Origin of the sequence: Nocardia noduli (assembly GCF_019038455.1) — a bacterium.
Lineage (GTDB): Bacteria > Actinomycetota > Actinomycetes > Mycobacteriales > Mycobacteriaceae > Nocardia > Nocardia noduli.
Genome location: NZ_JAFMPL010000070.1, coordinates 12,421 through 27,461, shown reverse-complemented (window position 1 = coordinate 27,461; position 15,041 = coordinate 12,421). Strand labels below are relative to the sequence as shown.

The 15,041-nt window shown below is 68.9% G+C and carries 12 protein-coding genes; 5 read left to right on the top strand and 7 right to left on the bottom strand.

All coding sequences use genetic code 11. The annotated features are described in order from the left end of the window. Positions 1-32 precede the first annotated feature (32 nt). The 3 genes from JZ792_RS28395 to JZ792_RS28385 all read right to left on the bottom strand — a co-directional run bounded on the left by JZ792_RS28395 (position 33) and on the right by JZ792_RS28385 (position 6,127). Positions 33-2,201 (bottom strand): acyl-CoA dehydrogenase family protein, encoded by a 2,169-nt coding sequence (locus JZ792_RS28395; protein ID WP_216915163.1) that lies wholly within the window; start codon positions 2,199-2,201, stop codon positions 33-35. A gap of 324 nt (positions 2,202-2,525) precedes the next feature. Continuing rightward, the gene (locus JZ792_RS28390; protein ID WP_216915161.1) at positions 2,526-3,293 is read right to left on the bottom strand and encodes an SWIM zinc finger family protein; all 768 of its coding nucleotides are present in this window, start codon (positions 3,291-3,293) and stop codon (positions 2,526-2,528) included. Continuing rightward, positions 3,290-6,127, bottom strand: coding sequence for a DEAD/DEAH box helicase (locus JZ792_RS28385; protein ID WP_216915159.1), 2,838 nt, complete (start codon positions 6,125-6,127; stop codon positions 3,290-3,292). The genes JZ792_RS28390 and JZ792_RS28385 overlap by 4 nt, the downstream gene beginning before the upstream one ends. A 222-nt stretch (positions 6,128-6,349) precedes the next feature. Between JZ792_RS28385 and JZ792_RS28380 the strand changes: the two genes are divergently transcribed. Beyond that, on the top strand, positions 6,350-6,712 hold the full coding sequence (locus tag JZ792_RS28380) for a hypothetical protein (RefSeq protein WP_216915157.1): 363 nt from the start codon (positions 6,350-6,352) through the stop codon (positions 6,710-6,712). Between the two features lie 110 nt (positions 6,713-6,822). Then, the gene (locus JZ792_RS28375; RefSeq protein WP_216915155.1) at positions 6,823-7,500 is read left to right on the top strand and encodes an HNH endonuclease family protein; all 678 of its coding nucleotides are present in this window, start codon (positions 6,823-6,825) and stop codon (positions 7,498-7,500) included. A gap of 126 nt (positions 7,501-7,626) precedes the next feature. On the opposite strand, the gene JZ792_RS28370 is transcribed toward JZ792_RS28375, so the two are convergent. Continuing rightward, positions 7,627-8,460 carry a sulfurtransferase gene (locus tag JZ792_RS28370; RefSeq protein WP_216915153.1) on the bottom strand — a complete coding sequence of 278 codons (834 nt, stop codon included), beginning with the start codon at positions 8,458-8,460 and terminating at the stop codon, positions 7,627-7,629. A gap of 198 nt (positions 8,461-8,658) precedes the next feature. On the opposite strand from JZ792_RS28370, the gene JZ792_RS28365 reads away from it, so the two are divergent. Beyond that, positions 8,659-10,041, top strand: a complete 1,383-nt coding sequence (locus JZ792_RS28365) for a benzoate/H(+) symporter BenE family transporter (RefSeq protein ID WP_254190478.1) — start codon at positions 8,659-8,661, stop codon at positions 10,039-10,041. A gap of 34 nt (positions 10,042-10,075) precedes the next feature. On the opposite strand, the gene JZ792_RS28360 is transcribed toward JZ792_RS28365, so the two are convergent. Genes JZ792_RS28360 through pdhA form a run of 3 tightly spaced genes read right to left on the bottom strand, consistent with a single transcriptional unit; the run spans position 10,076 to position 13,520 of the window. After that, a complete protein-coding gene (locus tag JZ792_RS28360; protein WP_216915151.1) occupies positions 10,076-11,404 on the bottom strand; it encodes a dihydrolipoamide acetyltransferase family protein in 1,329 nt (442 codons plus the stop codon). A 29-nt stretch (positions 11,405-11,433) separates the two neighbouring features. After that, positions 11,434-12,411, bottom strand: coding sequence for an alpha-ketoacid dehydrogenase subunit beta (locus JZ792_RS28355; protein ID WP_216915149.1), 978 nt, complete (start codon positions 12,409-12,411; stop codon positions 11,434-11,436). After that, on the bottom strand, positions 12,408-13,520 hold the full coding sequence (pdhA, locus tag JZ792_RS28350; protein ID WP_216915147.1) for a pyruvate dehydrogenase (acetyl-transferring) E1 component subunit alpha: 1,113 nt from the start codon (positions 13,518-13,520) through the stop codon (positions 12,408-12,410). The genes JZ792_RS28355 and pdhA overlap by 4 nt, the downstream gene beginning before the upstream one ends. A 159-nt stretch (positions 13,521-13,679) precedes the next feature. Between pdhA and JZ792_RS28345 the strand changes: the two genes are divergently transcribed. Next, on the top strand, positions 13,680-14,195 hold the full coding sequence (locus JZ792_RS28345) for an Lrp/AsnC family transcriptional regulator (protein ID WP_216915145.1): 516 nt from the start codon (positions 13,680-13,682) through the stop codon (positions 14,193-14,195). Between the two features lie 42 nt (positions 14,196-14,237). Beyond that, positions 14,238-15,041, top strand: a complete 804-nt coding sequence (locus JZ792_RS28340) for an SDR family oxidoreductase (RefSeq protein ID WP_216915144.1) — start codon at positions 14,238-14,240, stop codon at positions 15,039-15,041.

Here is a 15,041-nt window from a genome sequence, read left to right as displayed (position 1 = left end):
CCGACGCAGGGGGCCGGATCATGCCCGCGACGTCAGCTGACGAGCGGATCACGGGGCATACCGAGGATCCGCTCCGCGATCTGATTGCGCGTCACTTCCGAGGTACCGCCCGCGATCGCCATACCGCGCGCGCCGAGCACCATCAGCCCGGCCAGCTCCGCGGGTCCCTCGGCCAGCGCGAGATCGGGGCCGAGCAGCGCGGCCATGATCGCCGCTCGCTCGCCGATATGTTCGGCCAGTTTGAGTTTGGTGATATTGCCTTCGGGACCGGGCCCGGCGCCTTCGATACTGCGGGCGGCCCTGCGCAGGTTGAGCAGACGCAGCGCGTGCTCCTCCGCCAGGAATCGACCGACCCTGATGTCGGCGTCGGCACAGCGGTCCCGATACCGGGTGACCATGGGCACCAGCGTTCCCGCCGGAAAGACGCCCGCTCCCGATCCGCCGCCGATGCTGACGCGCTCGTTGCCCAGGGTCGCGCGCGCCACCGTCCACCCGGTATCGGGCGCGCCGACGACATCCTCGTCGGGCACGAAGACATCGGTGAAGAACACCTCGTTGAATTCCGAGCCACCGATGAGCATCCGCAGCGGGCGCACCTCCACGCCGGGCGCTTCCATATCGATGATCACGGTGGTGATGCCCGCGTGTTTCGGCACATCCGGATTCGTACGCACGGTCGCCAACCCGCGACGGCTGTAGTGCGCGCCGCTGGTCCACACCTTCTGCCCGTCGATGCGCCAGCCGCCCTCGACCCGAGTGGCCTTGGTCTTGACCGCCGCCGCGTCCGATCCGGCATCGGGTTCGGAGAACAGCTGACACCAGACCTCTTCCTGGCGCAGCGCCTTCTCGACGAATCGTTCGATCTGCCAAGGTGTTCCGTGCTGGATCAAGGTCAGGACCACCCACCCGGTGATCGAGTAGTCGGGCCGCCGCACACCCGCCCGGGTGAATTCCTCCTCGATGACGAGCTGCTCGACGGCGCTCGCGGCACGTCCCCACGGCCGGGGCCAGTGCGGCATGATGTAGCCGGTCGCGATCAGTTCGTCGCGCTGCGCGGTCTCCTCCAGCGCCGCGAGGCGCCGCGCTTCGACGGCGATCGCCGCACGCAATTCCTCGGTCCCCTCGGGCAGGTCGAGACTGTTCTCCCTGGTGACACCCGCCGCCGTCATCGTGAAGACATCGCGGGCGGGTGCGTCGCCGCCGAACAGGGCCCGTAGGGCGAGCGCACGGCGCAGATGCAGGTGGGCGTCGTGTTCCCAGGTGAATCCGATGCCGCCGTGCACCTGGATATCGAGTTCGGCGTTGTGGACGTAGGCGGGCAGGGCGAGTGTGGCCGCGGCCGCGGCGATCAACCCGAACTGCTCCTCGTCCTCGCCTGCGGCACGCGCGGCATCCCAGACCGTGGCCACCGCCGACTCGGCGGCAACCAGCATATTGGCGCAATGATGTTTGACGGCTTGGAAAGTCGCGATGGTGCGACCGAACTGCTTGCGCACCTTGGCGTAGTCGACCGCGGTCTCGACACAGTCCGAGGCTCCGCCGACAGCCTCGGCGGCCAGAACGGTCCTGGCCAGCGCGAGTGCGGTCGGGCGCGCCCCGGGCAGGACATCGGACGGCGCGACCGCGACATCGCGCAGGACGACCCGACCCGATCTGCGGGTCGGATCCAGATTCGCCGGAACCTCGACCGAAACGCCTTCGCGCTCGCGTTCCACCAGTACGACATCGTCACCGGCGAACACGAGCAGCAGGTCGGCCATGCCCGCGCCGAGTACGACACCGGCCGAACCACCGGCGCGACCGTCGCCGTCCACGCTGACCTCACCGCCGAAGCCGACGGCCGCCGTCACCGATCCGTCGGCCAGTCCCGGCAGCAGGCGCGACTTCTGTTCCTCGCTGCCACGCGCGGCCAGCACGGCCGAGGCGATCACGGTCGGGACGAACGGTCCCGGGGCAACAGCACGGCCCAACTCCTCGACGACAACCACCAGTTCCGGCAGTCCGAAGCCGGAGCCGCCGTATTCGGCGTCGATATGCAGACCGAGCCAGCCGAGTCCGGCCAGCTCCGCCCAGAACGGCGGGCGGCCCTCCTCGGCGGAGTCGAGCAGTTCCCGTGCCGACCAACGTGCTTTGTGGCCGGTCAGGAACGCGCGCGCGACTGCGGCGAGCTCGCGGTGATCGTCGGTCAGTGCGATACCCATCGGTGTCCTCCTCGACATACCGTCAGCCGTACGGTACCGGACTCGGCAGCACGGATTCCCGGGTTTCCCCGGAGCGAGCGCACCGCGTTCGTGGCAGTGCTGGGACAGCGGTAGGGCATTCTCACCGAGCCGTGTCGCGGGCAGAATTGTCAACGGCACCCGGCGCGAGGAAGCTACCGATCCGCGCTGACCGGGCGAACTCCGCCCGAACGAGTCCGGGAGGCTTGGTCGGTTGCGCTGCCGGGTGCCCGCCAACCTCCGCGTTTCCGCAAGAATCCCGAATGCCCGTGTCGTCGCGCGACCAGCGGGCCCGGGAGCCCGGACTCAGCGCCCGAGCACGTCGTACAGCGCCCGCAGTTCCCGCAGTCCGGCGGCCGCGCTCGGCTCGTCCTCGGCCAGCATCCGCAGGGCGCGGCGCAGGATCACCGGATCGAGATCGTCGGCGGCGGGGCGGAATTCCGGGGTCGGCAGATCCGGCAGGGTGACCCGATCCCCGTACGGATCGTCGGAGACCGTCGGCTGCGGATCACGTTCGATCCCCCCGATCAGGGTCTCCAGATCCAAACCGCGCAGGGTGAGGATTTCACGCGGACGCTCGTCGAGCCGTTCGGCCAGCAGATAACAGACCGCGGCCACGTGCTTACACGGCCAGCCCGGATCCGGGCAGGTGCAGGTGAAATCCAGATCCGCCGCCGTGGTCGGGAGCAGATGCGGTCCGAGGCCGCTCGGCAGCGCGCCGGAGGCTATCTCGGCCAGCATGCCCGGCGCGGTGCGAATCGTCTCGATCAGCAGCGCCAATTCCTCCTCGCGCAACGGGCGCACGGTGAAGACCGCCGTGAACGGACGCGGCTGGCTCCCCTGTACTTCCGCCGTCACCGCACCGGGTTCGATGCGATAGCTGACCACCTGACCGGATCGCGCGTAGGTGCGCCCGCGCGCGAGGCGTCCCGGCTCCGCCATCGCCTCGACGGCGTCGATCAGGGCCTTTCCCCACCAGGTCCGGCCGAACCCGCCGCGTCTGCTGCGCGCGGAGACCCCGCCGTCGACCGGACGACGCTTTCCGTATTTGCTGTAATCCTCGAAGGGGCTCATTCGCCGACCGCCTCCGCGCCGAGCGCGAACAATTCGCGCAATTCGTCGGTCCCCATTTCGGTGATCCAGTTCTCGCCCGCGCCGACCGCCAATTCCGCGAGATGACGTTTTCCGTTGATCATCTCGTCGATCTTCTCCTCGATGGTGTCGACGCACACCAGTTTGCGTACCTGCACGTCACGCCGCTGACCGATACGGAACGCGCGGTCGGTGGCCTGGTTCTCCACCGCCGGATTCCACCATCGGTCCAGGTGCACGACATGGTTGGCCGCGGTGAGATTCAGCCCCGTGCCACCGGCCTTGAGCGAGAGCAACATCAGCGGCGGTCCGTCACCGGACTGGAATCGCTCGACCATGGCGTCGCGGCGTTTCTTGGCCACCCCACCGTGCAGGAACGGGATTTCGGCGCCGAAACGCTCCACCAGATAGGGCGCGACGAGTTCACCGAATTCCCGGAACTGGGTGAACAGCAACGCTTTCTCGCCGTCGGCGAGCACGGATTCGAGAATATCCTCCACCAGCGCCAACTTTCCGGAGCGATGGTGACCGCGCAGCAGCACCGCCGAACCGTCGCCGAGGAAATGCGCCGGATGATTGCACACCTGTTTGAGCCGGGTCAGCGCGCCGAGGACCGCGCCCTTGCGCGCCATCCCCTTGGCGTCCTTGATCTTGGCGAGCATGTCGTCGACCACCGCCTGGTAGAGGGCGGCCTGCTCGACGGTGAGATTCGCGCGCACGGTCATCTCGAATTTCTCCGGAAGATCGGAGATGACCGCCGGATCGGTTTTCACCCGACGCAGCACGAACGGCTGGGTGAGAAAACGCAGCCGCGATATCGCGTTCTGGTCCTGTTCGCGTTCGATCGGCACCGCGAAACGCGCGCGGAAGGTCTGGGCGCTGCCGAGCAGCGACGGCATCGCGAAATCGAGGATCGAACGCAATTCCTCCAGCCGGTTCTCCACCGGGGTTCCGGTAAGCGCCAGCCGGTGTCGCGCGGGCACGGCGCGCGCCGCGCGCGCCTGTCTCGTTCCCGCGTTCTTGATGTGCTGGGCCTCGTCCAGCACGATCCGTTCCCATTCGCCGCGCCGCATATCGTCGATATCGCGGGCGAGCAGCGCGTAGGTGGTGATCACCAGATCCGCCTCGGCCACCGCCGCGTCGAATTCCGGACCGGTTCGCCGCCCGACGCCGTGGTGGACGAGAACTCGCAGGTCGGGCGCGAACCGCTGCGCCTCGCGGTGCCAGTTGCCGACCACCGACATCGGGCAGACCAGCAGCGTAGGCCCGGGGGGTGCCGTCGCGTCCGCGCCGATTCGCGGGAAGGTCTGCGCGACTTCACGTTCGTGCAGGAGCAGGGCGAGCACCTGGATGGTCTTGCCGAGTCCCATATCGTCGGCGAGGATCGCGCCGCATCCCATGCGGCTCATGGTGGCCAGCCAGGTCACCCCGCGACGTTGGTAGGGCCGCAACTGCGCTTTCAGCCCGACCGGTGGTTCCACGGGTTCGACCTCGCGTTGCCCGTCGAACAGTTCGGCCGCCCAACCGGTCGCGGTGACCTCGGTGATCGGCACCTTGTCGACACGCCCGCTCCCGAGTTCGCCGAGCATATCGGCCAGGGTGATCGGCGCGGGGTCGGTGTGGGCTGCGACGTAGCGCGCCGCGGCGGCGAGCACCTTGTGATCGGCCTGCACCCATTCGCCGCGCAACTGCACCAGATCGGATTTGCCGCTGACCAGCCGGGCCATCTCGGCCGCGGTGAGCACGGTATCGCCGAGCGCCAATTCCCAACGGTAGGAGACCAGACCGCGCATGCCGACCGTGCTCTCGGCGGCGGGAACGGCGCTGTCCACCCGCAATCGCAACGAGGGCGCGGTGATATTCCAGGCCCGCGGCAGCAACAGGGCGACCCCCGCCTCCCGCAGCGCGTGCGCGCCGTGTTCGACCAGATCGGCGACGACCGGTGTCGGCAGCAGCAGATCCATACTCTGCGGATCGCCGGGCAGATCACGCAGACGCGGATAGGCGCGCTGCGCCTCCCCCAACTTCTCGATCGTGGTCCGCACCAGGCTCGGATCACCGTGCAGCGGAATCGGGGCCGGGGCCTCGCCCGCCAGCCGCAGACAGACTTCCAGCCGCCACAGCGCGACCGATTCGTCGTCGGTGCCGAACATGCCGTCGGGCTCGAGCAGGCGCAACACCAGTTCCGGCTGGTCGACGGTGAGACTGGCCCGCCACCGTTGCAGCGTCTCGGCCACCTGGTGACTGCCGCCTTCCAACGGCACGTCCCCCACCAGCGCGGCCGGTAACGGATGCGAGGCGGACTGCCCTTCGAGCAGTTCCCGCGCGATCGGATCGGTGAGTTCGCCGACCAGATCCTCCAGCACCGCGGCGGGCCTGCCCGCCACCTGGAGCGCGGCGGGCATGGCGACCGCCGCTTCCGCGAGCCAGGCGCGTTGGCGTTCGCCCCCCACCAACCGCCAGCGCACCCACCACTGACCGTCGTCGCGGCGCAATTCCGGCACGACGCGCCCGGCGCGCACCCACCGTTCTATGCCGTGCGCGAGGTGGGCCAGATATCGCAGATCACCGGAGACGACCTCGGCGGGCAGGCGCTGCCGCAGCGCGGTGGCCGCCGCAGCGGGCGCCATCGCGTGCACCCGCACGTGGTCGATCTCCGCGCGGTCGGTCCCCTCCGCACGCATGACGTCGGCACGATGGCGGAACTTCGACGAACGCAGCGTCGCGCCGAGCGGCTCGGGAAGTGTGCCGGGAACCTCGTCGTCGTCGGTCCACAACAGCAGCCCCGACCCCGGCGACCACAGACCGTGCAGCATCCGCCCATCCAAGCAGGTGCCTCCGACAGCGGTCGCGCCGAATTCCGCGATCGCACTGTCCTGGATTTCCGCACCCGAGCGGATAAACTGGTATATCCGCAGGTCATCGCATCTGAATCGTTATCCGAATGGTTATCGCGGCGCTGTCGCCATGGCATCGCGGCGAATCACCGCCGGGTGGCCGACCCGCCCGGGCGTCCAAGGAAAGCGCAGGGCAGCAGCATGACGATTCTGCTCCAGGTACTCGAGCAGAGCTTCACGCCGACCACACCGTGGGAACGGCGCAAATTCACCTTCGTCAACGCCGACAAGATCGTCGACATGCGACTGGACGGTCAATCCGGGGTCTGGCTGGATCTCTCACGTCAGGGCGAATCACAGCGGCTGGCCAGGACGGTCGACCCGGCCGACGCGGTGACCTTCCTCCTCACGACCTTCGCCAAGATCGCGGAATGCGAGGAGCGCGGCGGCTCGTGGTTGATCGGTCACGACGGCGCGCACACCGAATCGATCGCGGCCACCCGATTCCCGCCGCGCCCGAACATGGTCGCCGAGGACGAACTGCTCGCACGGGCCTGGCTCTGAACCACACGCACTGACCTCCGGCGGCGCCGGATCGTGTCGGTGCCGCCGGGTACAAGTGGCGGGTGCGCGCCGATACTCGAGAATTCTCCCCGGGTGGATCACCCTGGTGGATGCCGCTCGTCCTGGCGGGCGCCCTCGCACTCGCGGGATGCGCGCTCGACGTCGGCACCGCGCCCGCGCCGGGCAGTCCGACCGGGGTCCAGCTGGACGATCTGTTGTCGCGAGTACGCGTCGTCGCCGCCCGCCCGCATCCCGGCGGTTACGAACGGGACTGCTCGGACGGCCGGGCCTGCGTATTCGGACCGGCGTGGACCGACGATCACGACGGACCGGCGGGTCACGACGGCTGCGACACCCGCAACAATGTGCTGGCGGCCCAGCTCACGGCGGTCGCCTTCCGGGCGGGCACCCGCGACTGCGTCGTGGTGTCGGGAAACCTCGACGACCCCTACACCGGACAGCGCGTCGGCTTCAGCAAGTCCGAGGCCCGCGCGGTGCAGATCGACCACGTCTACCCGCTGGCCGCGGCCTGGGACATGGGCGCCGCACGCTGGCGGCCCGAGCGACGGGTGCTCTTCGCCAACGACGTCGAGAACAATCTGCTCGCCACCGACGGGGAAACCAATCAGGCCAAAGGTGACAGCACCCCGGCCGAATGGTTACCGCCCGCCGCGGCCAACCACTGCTTCTACGCGGCGAAATACCTCACGGTCGCGGTGTACTACGACCTTCCCGTGACGGTCGCCGACGAAATGGCACTACGTGAGGTCGCGCGAGGGTGTCCGTGAACCGGATGCCGGATGCCGGTGCGGGCCTACGGCCTCGGCACCGGTTTCTCGACTCGACCCGACGACAAGAGTCCCGAGGGCCGACCACCCGCGCGGGGCCTCACCACCGCAATGCGACCCCCGGCGTCAGACTCCCGTGGCGACCGGGCGCTTCGGATCGTTGGACCACTGCGACCACGAGCCCGGGTACAGCGCCGCTTCCACACCGACCACGGCGAGTGCGGCGACCTGGTGGGCGGCGGTGACGCCGGAACCGCAGTAGACCGCGATCGGGCCCGGCCCCAATCCGGCGAAACGTTCGCGCAGGTCCTCGGCGGCACGGAAACGTCCGTCGGCGTCGAGATTCTCGGCCGTCGGCGCGCTCACCGCGCCGGGGATGTGCCCGGCCTTGGGGTCGATCGGTTCGATCTCGCCCCGATACCGTTCGGAGGCTCGCGCGTCGAGCAGCACGCCCTGCCAGCGGGCGACCGCGTCGGCGTCGACCACCGGCAACCGGCCGGACGCCAGGCTGACGTCGCCCGGTTCGGGATCGGCTTCGGGCCCGGTCGCGAGGACTCCGCCCGACGCCGTCCAGGCGGGCAGCCCGCCGTCGAGAATTCGGACGTCCTCGATCCCCGCCCAGCGCAACAGCCACCAGGCGCGGGCCGCGGCCATGCCGCCGGTCGCGTCGTAGACGACCACCGATTCGCCCACCCGCAGCCCCCAGCTGCGCGCACATCGCTGCAACTGCGCGACATCGGGTAGCGGATGCCTGCCGCTCGCCGGTGTGGGCAGCGCGGCCAGCTCGGTCTCCAGGTCGACGAAGACCGCACCGGGAATGTGGCCGTCCAGATAGTGCTGGGGACCGTCCGGGTCGCCGAGCGCCCATCGAATATCGAGCAGCCGAATATTGCCGCCCGCCAACGCTTCTCCGAGTTCCGTTGCCGAAATCAGTACCGCGCTCACGCCATGACTCCTCATCCAGATTCGCATCTCGCGCACCGACGCCCTCACCCTACGCACGACCCGCGCGCATATCGCTTCACCCCGCAGGATGAAGGAGAGCAGTTCGCGACGCTACCCCCGTATCGCCATGGTCACATCTCGCGGGAACAATTCAGGCCAGTTTCCGCCGACTGGCAGGTGACACGCCGTGCGACCGGCGGAAAGATCCGTGCAATGTCGAAGATTCCAGCGGCGCGGGACGAGCCGGGCACCGACGCGGCGGAATCATCGGGGGGCGAATCGGTGGCTGTGCCCGAATCCGCCCGGCCGGGACCGCTGTCGGGCGATGTCGCCGAAACCGGATCCGACGCGGTGACCACGGCCGTCAGTGCACCGACGCCCGATGTGGTGACCGAGCCTGGCATCGAGGTCATCGCGGATCCCGCGCCCGTCGCCGACTCCGGTATCGCGCAGCCGATCGGCGCGGGCGTGGTGACAGCGCTTGTCGGGTTCACCAGTTCGTTCGCGGTGGTGCTGAGCGGGTTGAGCGCGGTGGGCGCGACGCACGCGCAGGCCGCGTCGGGACTACTCGCGCTGTGTGTCACCCAGGCCGTCGGGATGATCCTGCTCAGCAGTCGGTACCGGATGCCGATCACCCTGGCGTGGTCGACGCCGGGAGCCGCGCTGCTGGCGAGTACCGGTGTGGTGTCGGGCGGCTGGGCCGCCGCGGTGGGGGCGTTCACGCTGACCGGCGTCCTGGTGGTGATCACCGGATTGTGGCAGCGGCTGGGCAATCTGGTCGCGGCCATCCCGGTGGAGATCGCCCAGGCGATGTTGGCCGGGGTGCTCGTTCCGCTGTGTCTGGCTCCGGTCGAGGCGGTGCACACCAGTCCGGGCGTGGTGGTGCCGGTGATCGTGGTCTGGTTGGTGTTGCAGCGCTTCGCGAAACGCTGGGCGGTGATCGCCGCGTTCGTGACCGCCGTGATCGGGGCCGGTATCAGCATCGTCGCCGGACATCGGAGCCTGGACCTGTCCGCGATGGCCCCCTCGGTGGAACTGACGCTGCCGCACTGGAATTGGCAGGCGATGCTGGGGGTGGCGATACCGCTCTACATCGTCACGATGGCGTCGCAGAATATTCCGGGCACCGCCGTGATGCGCTCGTTCGACTACCGGGTGCCGTGGCGGGCGGCGATGACCGTCACCGGGATCGGCACCGTGCTCGGCGCGCCCGCGGGCGGGCACGCCATCAATCTGGCGGCGATCAGCGCGGCACTGTCCGCGGCGCCCGCCGCCCACCCCGACCCGAAACGCCGCTGGATCGCCGCCGTCACCGCGGGCTGCGCCTACCTGCTGCTCGCCCTCGGCTCCGCAGCCCTGGTGACGTTCATCGCGGCCGCGCCGGAGGGCACCCTCGAAACCGTCGCGGGTCTGGCCCTGCTCGCCACGCTCGCGGCGGCGCTGGCGGGCGCGCTGAGGTCGGAACGCCACCGGGAAGCGGGCGTCGTCACCTTCCTGATCGCCGCGTCCGGCGTCGGCTTCCTCGGAGTCGGCGCGGCGTTCTGGGCACTGATCGCGGGCCTGGTGATGCGCCGCGTCCTCGATCATCGGGACTGAGCCGCCGCGCGGAAGCCTGCGACCCGCGCTCGTCTCAGGCGCGGCTGAGCAACGTCAACGGGTCCTCGAGCAGCCCGCCCACCGTCGCGAGGAAGCGCGCGGCCAGTTCACCGTCGATCATGCGGTGATCGAAGCTGACGCCGAGTGTGGTGACCCAGCGGACCGCGAGTTCGTCACGGACCACCCACGGGCGCTTCCTGATCGAGCCGACGCACAGGATCGCGCCCTCGCCGGGATTGACGAGCGGCACACCGGTGTCCACGCCGAAAACCCCGATATTGGTGAGGGTGAAGGTGCCGCCGCGCAGGTCGACCGGTGTCGCGTTACCGGCGCGCGCGGTCTCGGCCAGCCAGCCGATCTCCCGGCACAGGTCACGCAGGCTCAGACTCTGCGCCTCCTTGAGATTGGGGACGAGCAGCCCGCGTTCGGTCGCGACCGCGATGCCGAGGTTGACGTAGTGCTTGGTGACGATCTGCTGGTTGGCGTCGTCCCAGGTCGCGTTGACACCGGGGAATTCGGTGATCCCGGCGATCACGGCCTTGGCGATCAGCGCGAGCGCCGTCGGGGCGAGTTCGGAGAACGCCTTGGTGCTGCGCAGATGGTCGAGCAGTTCCATCGATGCGGTGAAATCCACGGTGAGGAAGGTGCTGGCCTGCGGGATCGTGCGGGCGCTCACGGTCATCGATCCGGCGATGCGTTTGCGGATGCCCGCGATCGGGGTGCGGCTCTCCCTGGCCGCGGGTCTGATGAGACCTTCCCCGCTGCTTCCGGCGGGCGCGGCGGCGGTGCTCGTCGTCGCCGGACGCGCGAGTGCGCGGGGCTGGGAGACCGGAACCGCGCTACGCACGTCCTCGACGGTCACCGCGCCCCGGGGACCCGAACCCGCGATGTACCACAGGTCGATCCCGAGTTCCTTGGCGAGTTTGCGCGCACCGGGTGTCGCGGCGGCGCGCCCCGCATTCGACGGCTCCCGATCCTGCTGCGGCGCCGACGGTTCCGCCTGCCGCGCGGGGCGGGGTCGGCGGGATTCGGGTTCGCCTTCCGGACCGTAACCCACCAGCACCGAGGTGCGGCGGTCACCGTTGACCTCGGGCGCCGCGGCGACGGCGAGATCGTTGCGCACCCGGATCAGCGGCGCTCCCACCGGAACGGTGTCACCGGGTTTCGCGAGCAGTTCGACGACCGTTCCGGAGAACGGCGACGGCAGGGCCACCACGGCTTTGGCCGTCTCCACCTCCGCGATCGTCTGGTTCAGCTCGACGGTGTCCCCGACGCCGACCGACCACGACAGCAGTTCGGCGTCCGCCAGACCCTCCCCGAGATCCGGGAGCCGGAATTCCAGGACGTGGCCGTCATCTTGCACAGGGGCACCTCTCACTGGGCGGTCGGACGTCAGGCGGCGGACAGCGAACGGTCGACCGCGGCCAGGACGCGGTCGGGGTCCGGCAGGTGATATTTCTCGAGTTTCGCCGGGGGGTAGGGAATGTCGTGGCCGCCGACGCGAAGTACCGGCGCCTCCAGATGATAGAAGCAGCGTTCGGTGATCTCGGCCGCGATCTCACCGCCCAGCCCGCCGGTGACCGGAGCTTCGTGCACGACGACGAGCCTTCCGGTCTTGGTGACCGATTCCTCGACGGTGTCGAAATCGATCGGCGCGAGACTGCGCAGATCGATCACCTCCAGTGAATGCCCCTCCTCGGCCGCGATTCTCGCGGCGGTGAGGGCGGTGGCGACGGTGCCGCCGTATGCCGCGATCGTCACGTCGGTGCCGCTGACGCAGATCCGCGCACGATCCAACGGCAGTTCGGGCTCGGCGTCGAAATCGACCTCGGCGCGATCCCAGTAGCGTCGTTTCGGTTCGAAGAAGATCACCGGATCGTCGAGCGCGATCGCTTGGCGCGCCATGTGATAGGCGTCTTCGGGAGTACTGGGTATCACCACGCGCAAACCGGCGGTATGGGCGAAATACGCTTCCGGCGACTCGGAATGATGTTCGACGGAGCCGATCCCGCCGCCGCAGGGTATGCGAATCGTGATGGGAGCGGTCACCTTTCCCCCGGTGCGGTAATGAATTTTGGCCACCTGCGAAACGATCTGGTCGAAGGCCGGATAGACGAACCCGTCGAACTGTATCTCACACACCGGCCGGTACCCGCGCAGCGCCATCCCGAAAGCCGTTCCCACGATGCCGGATTCGGCGAGCGGCGTATCGATGACCCGGTTGTCGCCGAAATCCTTCTGCAAGGTGTCGGTGACCCGGAAGACACCGCCCAGCCTGCCGATATCCTCCCCCATCAGCACGACCTTCGGATCGTCCTCCAATGCCCGGCGCAGACCGGTATTGAGCGCGGCGGCGAAGGTGGTGATCATGGGCGGACTCCTTCCGGTACCGCGGAGCCCGCGCCGGGATCGCCGGCGAGGTACTCCGCGTGGGCCCGCCGCCGCTCGGTGAGCAGCCGGTGCGGGGTGGCGTAGACGTGGTCGAACAGCCCGGCGGGGTCGGGGTCGGGCATATCGATGGTCGCGGTGCGCAGCCGGTGAGCCACCTCGTCGGCCCGCGCGGTGACCCGCTCCTCGAATTCCCCGTCCCAGCCCTTCTCCCGTTCGAGGAGTCTGCGGAGCCGATCGATCGGGTCGCGGCGCTTCCACTGCTCGGTTTCCGCGTCGAAGCGGTAGCGGGTGGGATCGTCGGCGGTGGTGTGCGGCCCCATCCGATAGGTCAGTGCCTCGATGAAGGACGGCCCGCCGCCACCTCGGGCACGCGCGATCGCCCTCCTGGTCACCGCGAGCACGGCGAGTACGTCGTTCCCGTCGACCTGAACGCCGGGGATGCCGTAGCCGAAAGCCCTTTGCACGATCGGCGTGGCACTCTGCACCCGGACCGGAGCGCTGATCGCCCAGTGGTTGTTCTGGCAGAAGAACACCACCGGCGCGCCCCAGCTCGCGGCGAACCCCATGGCCTCGGCGATATCGCCCTGACTGCTCGCGCCGTCACCGAAATACGCGATGGCGGCGATCTCCGCGCCGTCCAGGTGGGCGGCGTAGGCGTAACCGGTCGCGTGCAGGCCCTGCGAGCCGACGACGATATTCGGATTCGTCATATTGATCTCGGCGGGATCCCAGCAGTGGTGGGCCGCGCCGCGCCACAGCCGCGTCAGATCGCCGGGATCGACACCGCGACAGTAGGCGACGGCCGCTTCCCGGTAACTACAGAACACGTAGTCGTCGGGGTGCAACGCGCGGGCCGACCCCACCTGGGCGGCTTCCTGTCCGAGCAACGGCGGCCACAGGCCGAGTTGTCCCTGCCGTTGCAGTGCCGTCGCCTCGGTATCGATACGCCGGGAGACGACGAGGTCCTCGTACAGGGCGCGCAATCGCGCCGGGCCGATATCGGCGACGAGCGCGGCGTGCTCACGATCGAACACCCTGCGTCCATCGGGCTGGACCAATTGGACCGGATACGCGGGTTTGTCCGTCATCACCGATCGCCTCCTGACCGTCCGTCTGTGGCACGCCCCCGCTCTCGTACAGTGCTCTACTTCACACCTTTCACTACATAGCTTAACGCGCAATCAGGCAGGTACTCGATGAGCACAATGCACAATTCGGCCACCATTTCGAGTGGCATACTGCATTCCATGACCGGCAAGGAACCCGCCGAGGTGACCCTGGACGCCACCGACGCGCGCCTACTGCTCGAACTCGTCGCCAATCCGCGCGCGACCGGCGTCGAACTCGCGTCCCGCCTCGGCCTGTCCCGCAATACCGTGCAGGCCAGGATGTCGCGATGGGAGGCGGCCGGGGTGCTCGGCAGTTTCGAATTACGGGTGGAACCGCGGGCACTGGGCTATCCGCTCTCGGCGTTCGTCGCGGTGGTGCTCGATCAGCATCGGCTCGATTCGGTGGTCGCCGAACTCGGCGAGGTCCCCGAGGTCACCGAGGTCTGCGGCCTCACCGGTCAGACCGATCTCACGGTTCGGGTGGTCGCGCGCGACGCCGACGATCTGTATCGGATCACCGGGCGGATCCTCAAGATTCCCGGCGTCGAACGGACGAATATGGCCCTGGTGATGCGCTCGCTGGTCGGTCCGCGCACCGCGCCGCTACTCGAACGACTGGCCGGTCGCGACCAGTCCGGAAAAAGCGACGCATAGTTCGGTGTGTCTCTTTCCGGCGTTGCCCGCTATGGTCCGAACATGGAGATTACGGACAAGGTTGCGATCGTCACGGGGGCCGGGGCTGGCATCGGAGCGGCGGTGGCGCGGCGACTGGCGGCGGGCGGCGCGAAGGTGGTCCTCGCCGATCTGAACGCGGATTCGGCGGCGGCGGTCGCCGAATCGATCGGTTCCGCCGCGGTCGCGGTCGGCGGTGATGTCGCCGACGAGAAGGTGATCCAGCAGGTGATCGACCGCGCCGAGGAAGCGTTCGGACCGGTCGACCTGTTCGTCGCCAACGCGGGTATCGGCGGCGGGCCGGGGCTGGACAGCACCGACGCGCAGTGGTCGGCGTCGATCGAGATCAATGTGCTGTCGCACGTGCGGGCAGCCCGACTGCTCGTGCCGGGCTGGGTCGAACGCGGCGAGGGCTATTTCCTGTCGACCGCCTCGGCCGCGGGCCTGCTCACCCAGATCGGCTCCGCCCCCTACTCGGTGACCAAACACGCCGCCGTCGGATTCGCCGAATGGCTCTCGATCACCTACGGCGACAAAGGTGTTCGCGTCAGCTGCCTCTGCCCCATGGGCGTCGACACCCGGTTGCTCCAGAAGGATCTGATCCCCGACAACCCCGAGGCGGCCGAACTCGCCGTCAAGGCGGTCACCACGGCGGGCCCGGTGCTCAGCACCGAAGAGGTCGCCGAATCGGTGGTCGCCGGTATCGACAGCGAGCGCTTCCTGATCCTGCCGCACCCCGAGGTACTGAAGATGTACCGCCACAAGGGTTCGGACTACGACCGCTGGATCGACGGCATGCGCCGCTTCCAGGCCGCCCTTCAGGCCTGA